The 17,449-nt window shown below is 64.3% G+C and carries 15 protein-coding genes; 6 read left to right on the top strand and 9 right to left on the bottom strand.

Translation table 11 applies throughout. The annotated features are described in order from the left end of the window. Both H0I86_RS18600 and H0I86_RS18595 read left to right on the top strand, forming a co-directional pair. Complete coding sequence (locus H0I86_RS18600; protein ID WP_180921627.1) at positions 1 to 579, top strand: hypothetical protein; 579 nt, start codon at positions 1 to 3, stop codon at positions 577 to 579. 91 nt (positions 580 to 670) lie between these two features. Continuing rightward, positions 671 to 1,279, top strand: coding sequence for a GGDEF domain-containing protein (locus H0I86_RS18595; protein ID WP_180921626.1), 609 nt, complete (start codon positions 671 to 673; stop codon positions 1,277 to 1,279). An 88-nt stretch (positions 1,280 to 1,367) separates the two neighbouring features. Here the strand turns inward: H0I86_RS18595 and H0I86_RS18590 are convergent, their stop codons facing one another. From H0I86_RS18590 to gloB, 7 genes are all read right to left on the bottom strand, one after another. After that, a complete protein-coding gene (locus tag H0I86_RS18590) occupies positions 1,368 to 2,975 on the bottom strand; it encodes an ABC transporter ATP-binding protein (RefSeq protein ID WP_180921625.1) in 1,608 nt (535 codons plus the stop codon). A gap of 1 nt (position 2,976) precedes the next feature. Further along, a complete protein-coding gene (locus tag H0I86_RS18585; protein WP_180921624.1) occupies positions 2,977 to 3,996 on the bottom strand; it encodes an ABC transporter permease in 1,020 nt (339 codons plus the stop codon). 1 nt (position 3,997) lies between these two features. Further along, entirely contained in the window at positions 3,998 to 5,071 is a 1,074-nt protein-coding gene (locus tag H0I86_RS18580; RefSeq protein WP_009048701.1) for a microcin C ABC transporter permease YejB, read from the bottom strand. Between the two features lies 1 nt (position 5,072). Continuing rightward, positions 5,073 to 6,926, bottom strand: a complete 1,854-nt coding sequence (locus H0I86_RS18575; protein ID WP_180921623.1) for an extracellular solute-binding protein — start codon at positions 6,924 to 6,926, stop codon at positions 5,073 to 5,075. Beyond that, positions 6,923 to 8,752 carry an extracellular solute-binding protein gene (locus H0I86_RS18570; protein ID WP_180921622.1) on the bottom strand — a complete coding sequence of 610 codons (1,830 nt, stop codon included), beginning with the start codon at positions 8,750 to 8,752 and terminating at the stop codon, positions 6,923 to 6,925. Before H0I86_RS18570 ends, H0I86_RS18575 begins: the two co-directional genes overlap by 4 nt. Before the next feature lie 242 nt (positions 8,753 to 8,994). Further along, positions 8,995 to 10,449, bottom strand: a complete 1,455-nt coding sequence (locus H0I86_RS18565; protein ID WP_180921621.1) for a transglycosylase SLT domain-containing protein — start codon at positions 10,447 to 10,449, stop codon at positions 8,995 to 8,997. A gap of 99 nt (positions 10,450 to 10,548) precedes the next feature. Continuing rightward, positions 10,549 to 11,316 (bottom strand): hydroxyacylglutathione hydrolase, encoded by a 768-nt coding sequence (gene gloB / locus H0I86_RS18560; RefSeq protein WP_180921620.1) that lies wholly within the window; start codon positions 11,314 to 11,316, stop codon positions 10,549 to 10,551. A gap of 65 nt (positions 11,317 to 11,381) precedes the next feature. Between gloB and H0I86_RS18555 the strand changes: the two genes are divergently transcribed. Beyond that, entirely contained in the window at positions 11,382 to 12,146 is a 765-nt protein-coding gene (locus tag H0I86_RS18555) for a methyltransferase domain-containing protein (RefSeq protein WP_180921619.1), read from the top strand. A gap of 83 nt (positions 12,147 to 12,229) precedes the next feature. Beyond that, positions 12,230 to 12,682, top strand: a complete 453-nt coding sequence (gene rnhA, locus H0I86_RS18550) for a ribonuclease HI (protein WP_180921618.1) — start codon at positions 12,230 to 12,232, stop codon at positions 12,680 to 12,682. 16 nt (positions 12,683 to 12,698) lie between these two features. Here the strand turns inward: rnhA and H0I86_RS18545 are convergent, their stop codons facing one another. Both H0I86_RS18545 and H0I86_RS18540 read right to left on the bottom strand, forming a co-directional pair. Continuing rightward, positions 12,699 to 13,649, bottom strand: a complete 951-nt coding sequence (locus H0I86_RS18545) for a glycerophosphodiester phosphodiesterase family protein (RefSeq protein WP_180921617.1) — start codon at positions 13,647 to 13,649, stop codon at positions 12,699 to 12,701. Positions 13,650 to 13,792: 143 nt separating this feature from the next. After that, complete coding sequence (locus tag H0I86_RS18540) at positions 13,793 to 14,116, bottom strand: DUF2388 domain-containing protein (protein WP_180921616.1); 324 nt, start codon at positions 14,114 to 14,116, stop codon at positions 13,793 to 13,795. A gap of 195 nt (positions 14,117 to 14,311) precedes the next feature. On the opposite strand from H0I86_RS18540, the gene dnaQ reads away from it, so the two are divergent. Both dnaQ and ldcA read left to right on the top strand, forming a co-directional pair. Continuing rightward, positions 14,312 to 15,070, top strand: coding sequence for a DNA polymerase III subunit epsilon (gene dnaQ / locus H0I86_RS18535; protein WP_180921615.1), 759 nt, complete (start codon positions 14,312 to 14,314; stop codon positions 15,068 to 15,070). Between the two features lie 119 nt (positions 15,071 to 15,189). After that, on the top strand, positions 15,190 to 17,445 hold the full coding sequence (gene ldcA / locus H0I86_RS18530; RefSeq protein WP_180921614.1) for an Orn/Lys/Arg family decarboxylase: 2,256 nt from the start codon (positions 15,190 to 15,192) through the stop codon (positions 17,443 to 17,445). The last annotated feature ends 4 nt before the right edge of the window (positions 17,446 to 17,449 follow it).

Below are 17,449 nucleotides of genomic sequence, written 5' to 3'. Positions count from 1 at the left end.
ATGAAACGCCACCTGTTCCTCGGTTCGCTGATCCTGGTCGGCCTGGGCGGTTATGCCTCGGACCTGTTCGCCGCCGATGAACCGGCGCTGGCGGCGTTCGCGACGGTGCAGAAGGTGTTCCAGAGCCCGCGCTGCCAGAACTGCCATATCCCTGGGGATGCGCCGTTGCAGTTCGACGCCGGCACGCCCCACGCCATGGCCGTGGTCCGTGGCCTGGACGGCAAGGGCGCGGCGGGGCTGCCGTGCGCCACCTGCCATGGCGAAAGCAACCCGCCGGCCAGCTATGGTCCGCACATGCCACCGGGGGCGCCGCACTGGAGCCTGCCGCCGGCGGCGCACAAGATGGCCTGGATCGGCCTGCCGGCCGACCGCCTGTGCCAGGTGATCAAGGACAAGGCCAGCAACGGCGACCGCGACTTTGCCGCGCTGATCAAGCATGTCAGCGAAGACAAGCTGGTGCTCTGGGGCTGGAATCCCGGTGGCAACCGCGCGCCGGTGCCGGTGCCCCACGACATGTTCGTCAGCCAGTTCAAACGCTGGGCCGAGGCAGGCGGACCCTGTCCGGCGGTCGGAAGTTGACGCCAGGGGCACCCTGGGAGGGCTGGTTACGGGGCAGTCGCAGGCCCCGGCAACTAAGCTCTATAGGAGTTACCCGCCAATGGAGTGTGCGATGTTTTCCCCAGACAAGCCTGTCCAGGCACCGGACCAGGTGCCATCCCCGGAGGCGGACGACCCGTCCCGGCAACTGTTGCGCGATCAGAACCGTCGGGCCGAGCAGGAGCTGGCCGCGGTGCAGGTAGCCAACCTCGATAAACTGACCCTGCTGCCCAACCCCCACGGCTTTACGGTGCTGGCCGGCGATGCGTTGCAGGCCTGCAAGGACCTCAACTGCCCCGCGACCTTGCTGCTGTTCGACCTCGACGATATCTACCGCATCGCCCGCGCTTATGGGGCGGAAGAAGGCGAGGCGGCGCTCAAGACCTTCGCCGACGGCCTGCGCATCGCCTTTCGCGAGAGCGACGTGGTCGGGCATCTGGAGTACCAGCGTTTCGCGGTACTGCTGACCGGCTCGGAACGGGTGGAAAAACTGGCGATCATCGCCCGCCTGCAGGCCATCCTCGACGAGCGCACCGCCACCCAGCAGTGCATTTACGACATCTGCTTCAGCATCGGCCAGATCGAGTTCGATCCGGCCCAGCCGGCCGATGTGGAAACCTTGTTGGCGGACGCCGACAAGTCCATGAACAGGCCGGGCCTCGGACCGCAGATAAAGGACTAGCTGCTGATCAAACAGCTGCGTGGGTTGGACGGGGAGAAAGTCCAGCCAATAAAAAACCGCCCTCAGGCGGTTTTTTATTGGCTGGCTGTCACTCGGCGGTCGGCACCAGGAAGGCGGCCTCCAGCAACTGCCGGGTGTAGGGATGCTGCGGCGCGGCGAAGATGTTCTGCGCGTCGCCCTGTTCCACCACCTGGCCATGCTTGACCACCATCAACTGGTGGCTCAGGGCCTTGACCACCGCCAGGTCATGGCTGATGAACAGGTAGGTCAGGTTGTACTTGGCCTGCAGCTTGCGCAGCAGCTCCACCACCTGGCGCTGTACGGTGCGGTCGAGGGCCGAGGTCGGCTCGTCCAGCAGGATCAGCGCCGGCTTGAGCACCAGGGCGCGGGCGATGGCGATGCGCTGGCGCTGGCCGCCGGAGAACTCGTGGGGGTAGCGATGCCGGGTTTCCGGGTCCAGGCCGACTTCCTTGAGCGCCTCGATGATTGCCTGTTCCTGCTCGGCGGCGGTGCCGATCTTGTGGATGCGCAGGCCTTCGCCGACGATCTGGCTCACGCACATGCGCGGGCTGAGGCTGCCGAAGGGGTCCTGGAACACCACCTGCATTTCCCGGCGCAACGGCCGCACCTGCCGCTGCGACAGGCCGTCCAGCTGTTTGCCTTCGAAGCGGATGGCGCCCTTGCTGGCGATCAGCCGCAGGATCGCCAGGCCCAGGGTGGACTTGCCCGAGCCGCTTTCGCCGACGATGCCCAGGGTCTGGCCCTGGGGCAGGCTGAAGTTGATGCCGTCCACCGCCTTTACATGGTCGACGGTGTGGCGCAGCAGGCCTTTCTTGATCGGGAACCAGACCTTCAGGTCCTCGACCTGCAACAGCGGCGGGCCGACCACATTGGTCGCCGGCTTGCCGCTGGGCTCGGCCGCCAGCAGTTCGCGGGTGTAGGGATGCTGCGGCGCGCGGAACAGCTCTTCGCAGGGCGCCTGCTCGACAATGCAGCCGCGCTGCATCACGCAGACGCGGTGGGCGATGCGCCGGACCAGGTTGAGGTCGTGGCTGATCAGCAGCAAGGCCATCCCCAGGCGCGCCTGCAACTCCTTGAGCAGTTCGAGGATCTTCAGTTGCACGGTGACGTCGAGGGCGGTGGTCGGTTCGTCGGCGATCAGCAGTTCCGGCTCGTTGGCCAGGGCCATGGCGATCATCACCCGTTGCCGCTGGCCGCCGGACAGCTCGTGGGGCAGGGCCTTGAGGCGCTTGTGCGGCTCGGGGATGCCCACCAGATCCAGCAGCTCCAGGGTACGCTGGGTGGCGACCTTGCCGGTCAGGCCCTTGTGCAGGCCCAGTACCTCGTTGATCTGCTTCTCGATGCTGTGCAGCGGGTTGAGCGAGGTCATGGGCTCCTGGAAGATCATCGCGATCCGGTTACCGCGGATATGGCGGATGGCCTTCTCTTTCTGGGTCAGCAAATCCTGGCCGGCATAGTGGATAGTGCCGGACGGATGACGGGCCAGCGGGTAGGGCAGCAGGCGCAGGATCGAGTGCGCGGTCACCGACTTGCCGGAGCCGCTTTCGCCCACCAGGGCCAGGGTTTCGCCGCGCTTGATGTCGAAGCTGATGCCCTCGACCACCCGTTGCTTGTGCTCGCCGACGACAAATTCGACGGCGAGGTCGCGGACTTCGATCAGATTGTCCTGATTCATCTCATTTCCTCGGGTCGAAGGCATCGCGAGCGGACTCGCCGATGAAAACCAGCAGGCTCAACATGATCGCCAGCACGGCAAAGGCACTGATGCCCAGCCACGGCGCCTGCAGGTTGGATTTGCCCTGGGCCACCAGTTCACCCAGGGACGGCGCGCCGGGCGGCAGGCCGAAACCGAGGAAGTCGAGGGCGGTCAGGGTGCCGATGGCGCCGGTGAGGATGAACGGCATGAAGGTCATGGTCGAGACCATGGCGTTGGGCAGGATGTGGCGGAACATGATCGCGCCGTTCTGCATGCCCAGGGCGCGGGCGGCGCGCACGTATTCCAGGTTGCGCCCGCGCAGGAACTCGGCGCGCACCACGTCCACCAGGCTCATCCAGGAGAACAGCAGCATGATCCCCAGCAGCCACCAGAAGTTCGGCTGCACGAAGCTGGCGAGGATGATCAGCAGGTACAGCACCGGCAGCCCCGACCAGATCTCCAGGAAACGCTGCCCGGCCAGGTCGACCCAGCCGCCATAGAAGCCCTGCAACGCCCCGGCGATGACGCCGATGATCGAGCTGAGGATGGTCAGGGTCAGGGCGAACAGCACCGACACCCGGAAGCCGTAGATCACCCGCGCCAGCACGTCGCGGCCCTGGTCGTCGGTGCCCAGCAGGTTGTCCGCCGAGGGCGGCGCGGGGGCCGGGACTTTCAGGTCGTAGTTGATGCTCTGGTAGCTGAACGGGATCGGCGCCCACAGCACCCAGGCGTCCTTGGCCGCCAGCAGCTCGCGGATGTACGGGCTCTTGTAGTTGGCCTCCAGGGGGAACTCGCCGCCGAAGGTGGTTTCCGGGTAGCGCTTGAGCGCCGGGAAGTACCAGCTGTCGTCGTAGTGCACCACCAGCGGCTTGTCGTTGGCGATCAGCTCGGCGCCCAGGCTTGCGCCAAACAGGATCAGGAACAGCCACAGCGACCACCAGCCGCGCTTGTTGGCCTTGAACAGTTCGAAGCGCCGGCGATTGAGGGGGGACAGGTTCATCTCAATGCTCCCGGCTTTCGAAGTCGATGCGTGGGTCGACCAGGGTGTAGGTCAGGTCGCCGATCAGTTTCACCACCAGCCCCAGCAGGGTGAAGATGAACAGGGTGCCGAACACCACCGGGTAATCGCGGTTGATCGCCGCCTCGAAGCTCATCAGGCCCAGGCCGTCGAGGGAGAAGATCACCTCCACCAGCAAGGATCCGGTAAAGAAGATGCCGATGAAGGCCGAGGGGAAACCGGCGATCACCAGCAGCATGGCGTTGCGGAACACATGGCCGTAGAGCACGCGGCGCTTGGTCAGGCCCTTGGCCCTGGCGGTGATCACGTACTGCTTGTTGATCTCGTCGAGGAAGCTGTTCTTGGTCAGCAGGGTCATGGTGGCGAAGTTGCCGATCACCAGGGCGGTCACCGGCAGGGTCAGGTGCCAGAAGTAGTCGAGGATCTTGCCGCCCCAGCTCAACTGGTCGAAGTTGTTCGAGGTCAGGCCGCGCAGCGGGAACCAGTCGAAATAACTGCCGCCGGCGAACATCACGATCAGCAGGATGGCGAACAGGAACGCTGGGATCGCGTAGCCGACGATGATCGCCGAGCTGGTCCAGACGTCGAAATGGCTGCCGTGGCGGGTGGCCTTGGCGATCCCCAGGGGGATCGACACCAGGTACATGATCAGGGTGCTCCACAGCCCCAGGGAAATGGACACCGGGAGTTTCTCGCGGATCAGGTCGACCACCTTGGCGTCGCGGAAGAAGCTGTCGCCGAAATCCAGGGTGGCGTAGTTCTTGATCATGATCCACAGGCGTTCCGGCGCCGACTTGTCGAAGCCGTACATCTTCTCGATTTCCTTGACCAGGGCCGGGTCCAGGCCCTGGGCGCCACGGTAGCTGGAACCTGCCACCGAGACTTCGGCGCCGCCGCCGGCGATCCGGCTGGTGGCGCCCTCGAAACCCTCGAGCTTGGCAATCATCTGTTCCACCGGGCCGCCGGGGGCGGCCTGGATGATCACGAAGTTGATCAGCAGGATGCCGAACAGGGTCGGGATGATCAGCAGCAGTCGCCGCAGAATGTAGGCCAGCATCTTATTGCTCCACGCCGGCGGGGGCGGCCTGCGAGTGGGTGTCCGGGGTCACGGCCGGCTTGGCGTCGGGCTTGATCCACCAGGTCTGGGTGCCGATGTCATATTTGGGCGAGACCTTCGGGTGGCCGATATGGTCCCAGTAGGCCACGCGCCAGGTCTTGATGTGCCAGTTGGGAATCACGTAGTAGCCCCATTGCAGCACCCGGTCGAGGGCGCGGGCATGGGCCACCAGGCTCTTGCGCGAGTCGGCGTTGATCAGGTCTTCCACCAGCGCATCGATGGTCGGGTCCTTGAGGCCGATGAAGTTGCGGCTGCCGGGGTTGTCGGCGCTGGAGGACTTCCAGTATTCGCGCTGCTCGTTGCCGGGCGAACTCGATTGCGGGAAGCCGCCGACCACCATGTCGAAGTCCCGCGAGCGCAGGCGGTTGATGTACTGGGAAACGTCGACCCGGCGGATCACCAGGTCGATCCCGAGGTCCGCGAGGTTGCGCTTGAACGGCAGCAATACGCGCTCGAACTCGGTCTGGGCCAGCAGGAACTCGATCACCACCGGCTTGCCCTGGGCGTCGACCATCTTGTCGTCGACGATGCGCCAGCCGGCTTCCTGCAACAGCTGGTAGGCCTGGCGCTGCTGGGCGCGGATCATGCCGCTGCCATCGCACACCGAGGGCTGGAAGGCTTCGCTGAAGACCTGGTCGGGAATCTTCCCGCGCAGCGGTTCGAGGATTTGCAGTTCGTCGGCGTCGGGCAGGCCGGTGGCGGCCATTTCCGAGTTCTCGAAGTAGCTGCGGGTGCGGGTGTAGGCACCGTTGAACAGTTGCTTGTTGGTCCACTCGAAGTCCAGCAGCAGGCTCAGGGCCTTGCGCACCCGCACGTCCTGGAACAGCGGGCGGCGGATGTTGTAGACGAAGCCCTGCATGCCGGTGGGGTTGCCGTTGGGGATCTGTTCCTTGATCAGCCGGCCTTCGCTCACGGCCGGGATGTTGTAGGCGTTGGCCCAGTTCTTCGCGCTGGTTTCCAGCCAGTAGTCGAACTGGCCGGCCTTGAGGGCTTCCAGGGCCACGGTGTTGTCGCGGAAATAGTCGGTGGCCATGACGTCGAAGTTGAACTGGCCGCGGTTGATCGGCAGGTCCTTGCCCCAGTAGTCCTTGACCCGCTCATAGCGCACCGAGCGTCCGGCCTTGACCTCGACCACCTTGTACGGGCCGCTGCCGAGGGGGATTTCCAGGTTGCCCTTGGAAAAGTCGCGGTGCTCCCACCAGTGCTTGGGCAGTATCGACAGCTGCCCGAGAATCAGCGGCAGCTCGCGGTTGTTCTTGTGCTTGAACTTGAACAGCACCTTGAGCGGGTCTTCGGCGATCACGTCCTCGACGTCGGCGTAGTAGCCGCGGTACATCGGCGCGCCGGCCTTCATCAGGGTCTGGAAGCTGAACACCACGTCTTCGGCGCGGATCGGATGGCCGTCGTGGAAACGCGCCTCGGGGCGCAGGTAGAAACGCACCCAGCTGTTGTCCGGGGCCTTCTCGATCTGCCCGGCGATCAGGCCGTACTCGGTGAAGGGTTCGTCCAGGCTCTGGCGCATCAGGGTGTCGTAGATCAGGCCGATATTGTCCGCCGGCACGCCTTTGTTGATGAACGGGTTGAGGCTGTCGAAGCCGCCGAAACCGGACTCGCGGAAGGTACCGCCCTTGGGCGCGTCCGGGTTGACGTAGTCGAAGTGCTTGAAGGTCGCCGGGTACTTCGGCGGTTCGTTGTACAGGGTCAGGGCGTGTTGCGGGGCGGCCTGGGCGAGGCAGGCGATTCCCGTCAGCAGCACGCCGCCGGCCCACGGGAACAGGGCACGCAGGGGCATCATTGGGCTTTCTCCAGAGACTTCAGCCACCAGGCGCTCAGGCCCAGCTGGTAGGGCGGCGTGGTGACGAAGGCGAACCGGTTGCGGTACGCCAGGCGATGATAGTTGAGGTACCAGTTGGGGATGGTGTAGTGCTGCCACAGCAGCACCCGATCCAGGGCCCGACCGGCGGCCAGTTGCTCGTCGCGGCTCTGCGCGGCGAGCAATTGTTCCAGCAGGTGATCGACGATGGGGTTGTCGATGCCTGCATAGTTCTTGCTGCCCTTGACCCCGACCTGGCTGGAGTGGAAGTACTGCCATTGCTCCAGGCCCGGGCTCAGGGTCTGGCTCAGGGTCATGAGGATCATGTCGAAATCGAACTGGTCCAGGCGCTGCTTGTACTGCGCCCGGTCCACGGTGCGCAGGCGCGCGTCGATGCCGATGCTGGCCAGGTTCTCGACGTAGGGCTGGAGGATCCGTTCCAGGTTCGGGTTGACCAGCAGCAACTCGAAGCGCAGCGGTTGCCCGTTGGCGTCGAGCAGGCGCTGGCCGTTGAGCTTCCAGCCGGCTTCGGCGAGCAGGCCCAGGGCCTGGCGCAGGGTCGCCCGCGGGATGCCGCGGCCGTCGGTCTGCGGCAGGCTGAAGGGCTGGGTGAACAGGCTGGCAGGCAACTGCTCGCGGTAGGGCGAGAGCAGCAGCCATTCATGGCCGACCGGCAGGCCCGTGGCGGAGAACTCGCTGTTGGGGTAGTAGCTGGTCGCGCGCTTGTAGGCGCCGCTGAACAGGGTGCGGTTGGTCCACTCGAAATCGAACATCAGGCCCAGGGCTTCACGCACCTTGCGGTCGGCGAAGAGCGCCCGGCGGCTGTTCATGAACAGGCCCTGGGTCTGGGTCGGGATCTGGTGCGCCACCTGGGCCTTGATAATGTCGCCGCGATTGACCGCGGGGAAGTTGTAGCCGTTGGCCCAGTTCTTCGCCTGGTGTTCGATGTAGATGTCGAACTCGCCGGCCTTGAAGGCTTCGAAGGCGACGTCGCTGTCACGGTAGAACTCCACCGCGACCTTGTTGAAATTGTTGAAGCCGCGATTGACCGGCAGGTCCTTGCCCCAGTAGTCCTTGACCCGCTCGAACAGCAGCGAGCGCCCCGGTTGCACCCGGGTGATGCGGTAGGGGCCGCTGCCCAGCGGCGGCTCGAAGGTGGTGGCCTTGAAGTCGCGGTCTTTCCAGTAATGCTGCGGCAGCACCGGCAACTCGCCCAGGCGCAGGATCAGCAGCGGGTTGCCGGAGCGCTTGAAGACAAAGCGGATGCGCTGCGGGCCGAGGATGTCCACCCGCTGCACTTCCTGCAGGTTGGTGCGGTATTGCGGGTGGCCTTCCTTGAGCAGCAGCCGGTAGGAAAACGCCACATCGTAGGCGGTGATCGGGTGGCCGTCGTGGAAACGCGCCTCGGGGCGCAGGTTGAACACCACCCAGCTGCGGTCTTCGCTGTATTCGACGGAGCGGGCGATCAGGCCGTAGCTGGAAGTCGGCTCGTCGCCGGACGGCGCGTACTGGCCGGTGCCGACCATCAGCGGCTCGTTCAGCTCGTTGACCCCGTATTGCAGGAAGTTGGGCGTGGAAACCGGGCTGCTGCCCTTGAAGGTGTAGGGGTTGAGGGTATCGAAGGTGCCAAACGCCATGACCCGCAAGGTCCCGCCTTTGGGCGCGGCAGGGTTGACCCAGTCGTAATGGGTGAACTTGGCGGGGTACTTGAGCGTGCCGAACTGCGCGTAACCATGACTTTCAGTGATCGTTGCGCTTGCGGGAAAGCTCAAGGCCAGACTGATTAGGGACAGGAGGAGGGGACGCATCAAGTCAGAGATCCGATCCAGGCGGCTTGGGCTTTGTGCTCCGTACAGTAACAGCTTGTATCGACAGGAAAAAGGTCGCCCCAGGCTGGCCACGATATTTGCCCGCGGCTGGATACAGTGCAATCCGTAGCCGCTGCCGCAGGCTGCGATCGACCGGTACGGTCGTGGGGATCTTCAGGGCGCAGGAGGGCCTGCGGCCCTATCGCAGCCTGCGGCAGCGGCTACAGATAGGGTTCTGGGGGTTAGTGAGGCAGGTAGACAGTCAGCATCTGGCCTGGCTTGAGGGCCTGGCCGGCGCGGGGATTCCAGCGCTTGAGGTGTTGCATCTCGACGTTGAAGCGCTTGGCCACCATGTACAGCGAATCGCCTTGCTTGACCTTGTACTGGGTCGACTTCTTGTCGGCGCTGGCGACCAGGGTCTTCTTGCCGGAAGCCTTGGCGCGGGTCTTGGTACTGGCCTTGGCCCTGGTGTCCTGCATGACCAGGGTCTGGCCGACCTTGAGCTGCTTGCCGCTGAGCTTGTTCCAGCGTTGCAGGTCCTTGACGTCGACCTTGTTGGCCTTGGCGATCTGCGACAGGTTATCGCCACGCTTGACCCGATAGTTGCGCTTGGCCTGGGCCATTTCGCGACTGTCGGCACCCTCGAACACCGGCTTGAGCGAACGCTGGCTGATCAGTTCCTCGGGTTTCATGGTCGACAGGCTGGCGCTCAGCAATTGCGCCTTGGACGTCGGCACCAGCAGATGCTGGGGACCGTCGATGGTGGTGCGCTGCTTGAAGGCCGGGTTGAGCTGGAACAGCTCGTCCTCGTCGATGTTGGCCACCGCGGCGACCTTGGACAGGTCCATGCGCTGGTTGATCTCGACGACCTGGAAGTAGGGTTCGTTGGCGATCGGGTTCAGGTTCACGCCATAGGCCTCGGGCGCCATGACCACCTGGGACAGGGCCAGCAGCTTGGGCACATAGGCCTGGGTTTCCGACGGCAGCGGCAGGTTCCAGTAGTCGGTGGGCAGGCCGAGCTTCTCGTTGCGCTCGATGGCCCGGCTGACCGTGCCTTCGCCAGCGTTGTAGGCCGCCAGGGCCAGCAGCCAGTCGCCGTTGAACATGTCGTGCAGGCGGGTCAGGTAATCCATGGCCGCGGTGGTCGAGGCGGTGATATCGCGACGGCCATCGTAGAAGCGGGTCTGGCGCAGGTTGAAGGAACGACCGGTGGACGGGATGAACTGCCAGAGGCCTACCGCGTCGGCCCGGGAATAGGCCATCGGGTTGTAGGCGCTCTCGATCACTGGCAGCAGGGCCAGCTCCAGCGGCATGTTGCGTTCTTCAAGGCGCTCGACGATGTAATGGATATAGAGGCTGCCGCGTTCGCTGGCATTCTCGAGAAACGACGGATTGCTGGCGAACCACAGGCGCTGCTGTTCGATGCGCGGGTTGACGCTGATGCCTTCCTGCAACTGGAAACCTTCGCGCATGCGCTCCCAGACGTCCTGGGGCAATTGCGGGCTGGGTTTTTCATTCAGCCAGATGGGTTTCTGCTTGATGCGGGCGTTGAAATTCTGGGTGTGCGAAGCGTCGGTTTGCGGGACGTGGCTCGTGCTTTGGCAGCCCGCCAGAGTGGCGGACACAGCCACCGCGATGGCTTGAGCCAAGCGCGTCAATGCGTCTGAATTGATGGATTTACGAATAGATGACGACATTGGCTGGAAGTAAGTTCCGGGCAAAAATGTCGGGCGATTCTAGAAAGCGCACCCGGTGCGGTCAACCATTCAGAATTTTCGTACCAACAGGCAACCTGCTTAGAACTTATCTTTCCAAGCCCGCAATGCAGCAAAAACCGCACTCTGGGCCCGGTTATCGAGGCCATTCCGTTCGTCCGCTTTTTGTTTAACGGATGTTTCACCGGTACGCAGGAAGGGATTGGTGAGTTTTTCCAGGGCCAGGGTGGAGGGCAGGGTCATGCGGCCGTTTTCCCGCAGTTCGCTGACTTTGCGCAGGCGCTCGGCGATGTCCGGGTTGTCCGGTTCCACCGCCTGGGCAAAACGCAGGTTGCTCAGGGTGTATTCGTGGGTGCAGTACACCAGGGTGTCTTCGGGCAGCGCGGCCAGGCGGCTCAGGGAGTGGTGCATCTGCTCTGGCGTGCCCTCGAACAGGCGCCCGCACCCGGCGGCGAACAGGGTGTCGCCGCAAAACAGCAGGCCGTGATGGTAGTAGGCAATATGCCCCAGGGTGTGCCCGGGCACCGTGTAGATGTCGAAGTCCCAGCCAAGGATGCTGGCCCGGTCGTTGTCGTGCAGGGCCACGTCGCGCCCCGGGATGTTTTCGTTGGCCGGGCCCCAGACCTTGGCGCCGCTGGCTTTTTTCAGCTGTTCGACACCGCCGATATGGTCGTGGTGGTGATGGGTCACCAGGATGTCGCTCAGCACCCAGCCCGGATGTTCGGCGAGCCAGGCCTGTACCGGTGCGGCGTCACCCGGGTCGACTACCGCGCAACGCTGATGGCGATGGTCCTGTAACAACCAGATGTAGTTATCGGTGAACGCGGGCAGGGCACTGATCTGTATCATCGTTGGAGTCGCCAAGCGGAAAACATTGGCGCATCTTAGAACTTCTTGGCGGGTTGGAGAATGCAATGACCGATAAAGCGTTCGCTCAGGCCGATCCTGACTGGCTGGCCCTGATCAGTGCCGCCCGTGAGTGGCTGTCCGGGCCACTGGGGCAATTTCTGCTGGATGAAGAACGGCGCATGCTCGACGACGAGCTGGGGCGCTTCTTCGGCGGTTACCTGGTGCATTACGGTCCGTCGGCGCAAACCCCGCCGGCGGCGCCCCAGGTGCAGCGCAATGTACGCCTGGGCGCACCGTTGCCCGGCGTCGAGATCGTCTGCGAGGAGCAGGCCTGGCCGCTCAGCGAGCACGCCACCGATGTGGTGGTGTTGCAGCACGGCCTGGATTTCTGCCTGTCGCCCCACGGCCTGCTGCGCGAAGCCGCCAGCGCCGTGCGGCCGGGCGGGCACCTGTTGATCGTCGGTATCAACCCCTGGAGCAGTTGGGGCCTGCGGCATGTGTTCGCCCATGACGCCTTGCGCAAGGCGCGCTGCATTTCGCCGTCGCGGGTCGCCGACTGGTTGAACCTGCTGGGCTTCGCGCTGGAGAAACGCCGCTTCGGGTGCTATCGTCCGCCGCTTGCCTCGGCGGCCTGGCAGGCTCGGTTGGCCGGTTGGGAGCGCAAGGCCGGTGACTGGCAACTGTCCGGCGGCGGCTTCTACCTGCTGGTGGCGCGCAAGATAGTGGTCGGCCTGCGCCCGGTGCGCCAGGTACGCCGCGAGCCGATGGGCAAGCTGGTGCCGCTGCCGATGGCCAAGGTCAACCGCCGGCACAGCGAATCCCCTCTTTAATTCAGCCGGGCCGAACCTGCCCGGCTTGGGCGTTGTCGATCGACGATCGGCAAGCCACAGGTATTTTCGATTGGAAGTCTGGCATGAGCGATAGCGTAGAAATCTTCACCGACGGCGCCTGCAAGGGCAATCCTGGCCCGGGGGGCTGGGGCGCACTGCTGGTGTTCAAGGGGGTGGAGAAGGAACTCTGGGGCGGCGAAGCCAACACCACCAACAACCGCATGGAGCTGATGGCGGCGATCCGCGGCCTGGAAGAGCTCAAGCGCGAGTGCCAGGTGATCCTGGTCACCGACTCGCAGTACGTGATGAAGGGCATCAACGAGTGGATGGCCAACTGGAAAAAGCGTGGCTGGAAAACCGCGGCCAAGGAACCGGTGAAAAATGCCGACCTGTGGCAGCAGCTCGATGAGCAGGTCAACCGCCACCAGGTCACCTGGAAATGGGTGCGCGGCCATACCGGCCACCACGGCAACGAACGGGCCGACCAACTGGCCAACCGCGGCGTCGACGAGGTACGCGGTTACAAGCCGGCCTGATGCCCTGAACGGGTAGTCAGTCGCAACGCAGCGGCCGTTCGAGCCGCTGCTTCATTTCCCGCATCGCGCGGGGCGAATCCACCAGCACCGCGTCCATCTTCAGGCAGACGGTCGCCTGGTAATCCTCGGCCGTATTGACCCCGATCGCCAGCATCCGCACCTTGCCCCGGGACTGGAAGCACTTCACCGCCGCGGGCGTCCACAACCGGGCATCTACCTTGGAACGGGTCTCGCCCAGGGTGAAGGTCTCGACCAACTGCACCGGGCGCCGGTACTCGAAAGCCACCCAGCTGGCTGGCGCCGGCGGCGTAGTACAGCTGTGGGCGAGGGCGACGCTGGCCAGGCGATCGCGGGTGTTGTCCCGGGACTCGAACAGCCTCGCCTGCGGATAGTGCGCGAAGGCCTGCTGGTAGCCGGCATCGGTGGAGTAGATCAGCACCCGGTTCCAGGCATGCAAATGCTCCAGCAACTGGGCGACCGCCTGGGCCTGGGGTGCGGCGGGCAGGGCCTTCATATCGAGAATGACCGGCACGGAGCCGGGGATCGCCGCCAGCGCCTGCTGCAATGAGGGGATGGTCACCGCCTGGGAGCGATAGGGAAATGTCACCTGGCCATCGGCCGCGGTCTGTTTGAAGTTCCAGCCGGCATTCAGTATTTGCAACTGCGCCAGGGTTTTCTCGTTGATTGCGCCGGATGCCGGGGTATTGGCGCTCAGGTCCGCCGGTCGATACAGCACCGGCACGCCGTCGCGGCTCAGCTGCACTGTCAGCCAGAGCATATCGACGCCGTTGCGCAGGGCGTTGTCGATGGCCAGCAGGGTGTTCTCGGGAAAGTCCGCGGCGCCGCCGCGATGGGCGACGATCAAGGGTTGTGGTCCAGCGTCGGGGGCAGTCGCCGGAAGGGAGGAGCAGCCACCGATGAAGGCCGCGGCCAACAGCAGTGGGAGCCTCTGCCGAGTCTCGAGCATGGGAGGGTGGTTTCCTGGAAATGAGTGCAAGGCCGGGTGCCAGCCCCGCCCGCCTGAGTGGGCCGTACGGTAGCGCAATGACCTTGCTCATTTAAAGAAACGCGTGGTGTGCGGGGTGAATTAGTGGCCCTGTTTCGGGGCGATCAAAGCGTAAGGATGGCGCTGGCCAGTTGCAGGTCTGAGTACCCTGGGTTGCCGAGCGTCTGGCGAATGTGCCGCATGGCCGCTTCCAGCTGGGCGCCGCGGATCTCGCCGGCGCTGGCGACAAAGGCCGTGGCATCGGTCTTGGCGGCGAGCACCAGTTTGTCGTCCTTGAACGAGCTGGTGGCTTTCGAACTGCCTTCGGTCGTGCTCAAGGCCAGGCTCATGGTGATGTCGGTGCTGATCACCAGGCTGGTGGCCTGGCCGATGTCGGCGAACAGGCAGGCGCAGAGCAGAAAGGTCAGGCGGGTTTTGCAGGTGGTCATGGCAGGGTGGAGTCCGCTGGAAATATCGTCGCGCACCCTAACAAGCCCCTGTGCGGCAAACTGCATGAGCTTTGCGAATGATTGTTAAAAACTGCGCACGCCGGAGCCAGGCGAATCCGCCATGCGTGTCATGCCGCGAGAGCGTGCTAAAATCCCGCGCCTTGAAAGACTTCCACCGTTGAGAACTGACCCCTGATGGCCAACAGATCTGTTGTACTCGATACCGAAACCACCGGCATGCCGGTGACCGACGGCCACCGGATCATTGAAATCGGTTGCGTCGAGTTGATCGGACGGCGCCTGACCGGTCGGCATTTCCACGTCTACCTGCAACCGGATCGCGAGAGCGACGAGGGCGCGATCGGCGTCCACGGCATCACCAACGAGTTCCTGGTGGGCAAGCCGCGCTTCGCCGAAGTCGCCGACGAGTTCTTCGAATTCATCCAGGGCGCGCAGCTGATCATCCACAACGCGGCGTTCGACGTTGGCTTCATCAACAACGAATTCGCCCTGATAGGCCAGCACGACCGCGCCGACATCACTCAGCACTGCACCATCCTCGACACCCTGTTGATGGCCCGGGAACGTCACCCTGGCCAGCGCAACAGCCTCGATGCCTTGTGCAAGCGCTATGACGTCGACAACTCCGGTCGTGAGCTGCACGGCGCCTTGCTCGACTCGGAGATTCTCGCCGACGTCTACCTGACCATGACCGGCGGCCAGACCAGCCTGTCCCTGGCCGGCAACGCCTCGGACGGCAACGGCAGCGAAGGTTCGGGCAACAGCGCCAGCGAAATCCGTCGTCTGTCGGCGGATCGCCAGCGTGGGCGGGTCATTCGCGCCAGCGAAGCCGAACTGGCCGAGCACCAGGTGCGTCTCGAGATCATCGCCAAATCCGCCGGTGCTCCGGCGCTCTGGACCCAACTGGCCGAGGCCAAGGCCCAGCAACAGTAGTTGTTCGTGGGCGACCTTTTGTTACAAGAGGTCGTTGACGGGGTTCCGCGCCGGCCCCCGAGCTTCTACCCTGAGGTGATTGGCGGGCCCTTGTCCGCCGCCTCAGGATGCCTGGTGCCATGTACAAAGACCTGAAATTCCCCGTCCTTATCGTGCATCGCGACATCAAGGCCGACACGGTGGCCGGCGACCGGGTGCGGGGGATCGCCAGGGAACTGGAGCAGGAAGGCTTCAGCATCTTTTCCGCGGTGGACTATGCCGAAGGGCGCCTGGTGGCTTCGACCCATCACGGCCTGGCCTGCATGCTGATCGCCGCCGAAGGCGCCGGGGAAAACACCCACCTGCTGCAGAACATGGTGGAACTGATCCGCCTGGCCCGGGTGCGCGCGCCGAACCTGCCGATCTTCGCCCTGGGCGAGCAGGTGACCCTGGAAAACGCCCCGGCCGACGCCATGAGCGAGCTCAATCAACTGCGCGGCATTCTTTACCTGTTCGAAGACACCGTGCCGTTTCTGGCGCGGCAGGTGGCGCGGGCGGCGCGCAATTACCTTGATGGCCTGTTGCCGCCGTTCTTCAAGGCGCTGGTGCAACATACGGCGGACTCCAACTATTCCTGGCACACCCCGGGGCACGGCGGTGGCGTGGCCTATCGCAAAAGCCCGGTGGGCCAGGCGTTCCATCAGTTCTTCGGCGAGAACACCCTGCGTTCGGACTTGTCGGTGTCGGTCCCGGAGCTGGGCTCGCTGCTCGATCATACCGGGCCCCTGGCGGAAGCCGAGGCGCGGGCCGCGCGCAATTTCGGCGCCGACCACACCTTTTTCGTGATCAACGGCACCTCGACCGCCAACAAGATTGTCTGGCATTCCATGGTCGGTCGCGATGACCTGGTGCTGGTGGATCGCAACTGCCACAAGTCGGTGCTGCACTCGATCATCATGACCGGCGCGATCCCGCTGTTCCTCTGTCCGGAGCGCAACGAGCTGGGGATCATCGGCCCGATCCCGCTGAGCGAATTCAGCCGCGAGTCGATCCAGGCCAAGATCGACGCCAACCCGCTGACCCAGGGGCGGCAGGCCTTGGTCAAGCTGGCGGTGGTCACCAACTCGACCTACGACGGCCTCTGCTACAACGCCGAGCTGATCAAGCAGAGCCTGGGCAACAGCGTCGAGGTGCTGCATTTCGACGAGGCCTGGTACGCCTACGCGGCCTTCCATGAGTTCTTCGAGGGGCGCTACGGCATGGGCACCTCGCGCAGCGCCGACAGCCCGCTGGTGTTCACCACCCATTCCACCCACAAGCTGCTGGCAGCCTTCAGCCAGGCCTCGATGATCCATGTGCAGGACGGCGGCGCCCGGCAGCTGGACCGCGACCGCTTCAACGAAGCCTTCATGATGCACATCTCCACCTCGCCGCAGTACAGCATCATCGCTTCGCTGGACGTGGCCTCGGCGATGATGGAAGGGCCGGCGGGGCGCTCGCTGCTGCAGGAAATGTTCGACGAGGCCCTGAGCTTCCGTCGCGCCCTGGCCAACCTGCGCCAGCACATCGCCGCGGACGACTGGTGGTTTTCCATCTGGCAGCCGGAGCGGGTGGAAGGCATCGACCAGGTCAGCACCGAGGACTGGCTGCTGGAGCCGGAAGGGGAGTGGCACGGGTTCGCCGGGGTGACCGATGATTATGTACTGCTGGATCCGATCAAGGTCACCCTGGTGATGCCCGGGCTCACTGCTGGCGGTGCCCTGAGCGAGCGCGGGATACCGGCGGCGGTGGTCAGCAAGTTCCTCTGGGAACGTGGCCTAGTGGTGGAAAAGACCGGCCTGTATTCGTTCCTGGTGCTGTTTTCCATGGGCATCACCAAAGGCAAGTGGAGTACGCTGCTGACCGAGTTGCTGGAGTTCAAGCGCAACTACGACGCCAATGTCAGCCTCGCCGCCTGCCTGCCGAGCATCGCCCGGCAGGACATGGTGCGCTACCAGGGCATGGGGCTGCGCGACCTCTGCGATCAGTTGCATGCCTGCTACCGCAGCAATGCCACGGCCAAGCACCTCAAGCGCATGTACACCGTGCTGCCCGAGGTGGCGATGAAGCCCGCCGACGCCTACGATCAGCTGGTGCGGGGCGAGGTCGAGGCGGTGTCCATCGATGCCCTCGCCGGGCGGGTGGCGGCGGTGATGCTGGTGCCGTACCCGCCGGGTATTCCCCTGATCATGCCGGGCGAGCGCTTTACCGAATCGACCCGCTCGATCATCGATTACCTGGCTTTCGCCCGTACGTTCGATAGCAGCTTTCCCGGCTTTGTCGCGGATGTGCATGGATTGCAGCATGAAGACGAAGGCAATGGGCGGCAGTACACCGTCGATTGCATCAAGGTTTGAGGAC

Origin of the sequence: Pseudomonas chlororaphis subsp. aurantiaca (genome assembly GCF_013466605.1) — a bacterium.
Lineage (GTDB): Bacteria > Pseudomonadota > Gammaproteobacteria > Pseudomonadales > Pseudomonadaceae > Aquipseudomonas > Aquipseudomonas chlororaphis_I.
Note: the sequence above shows the minus strand (reverse complement) of the source record. Positions and strands in the feature narration are given on the sequence as shown.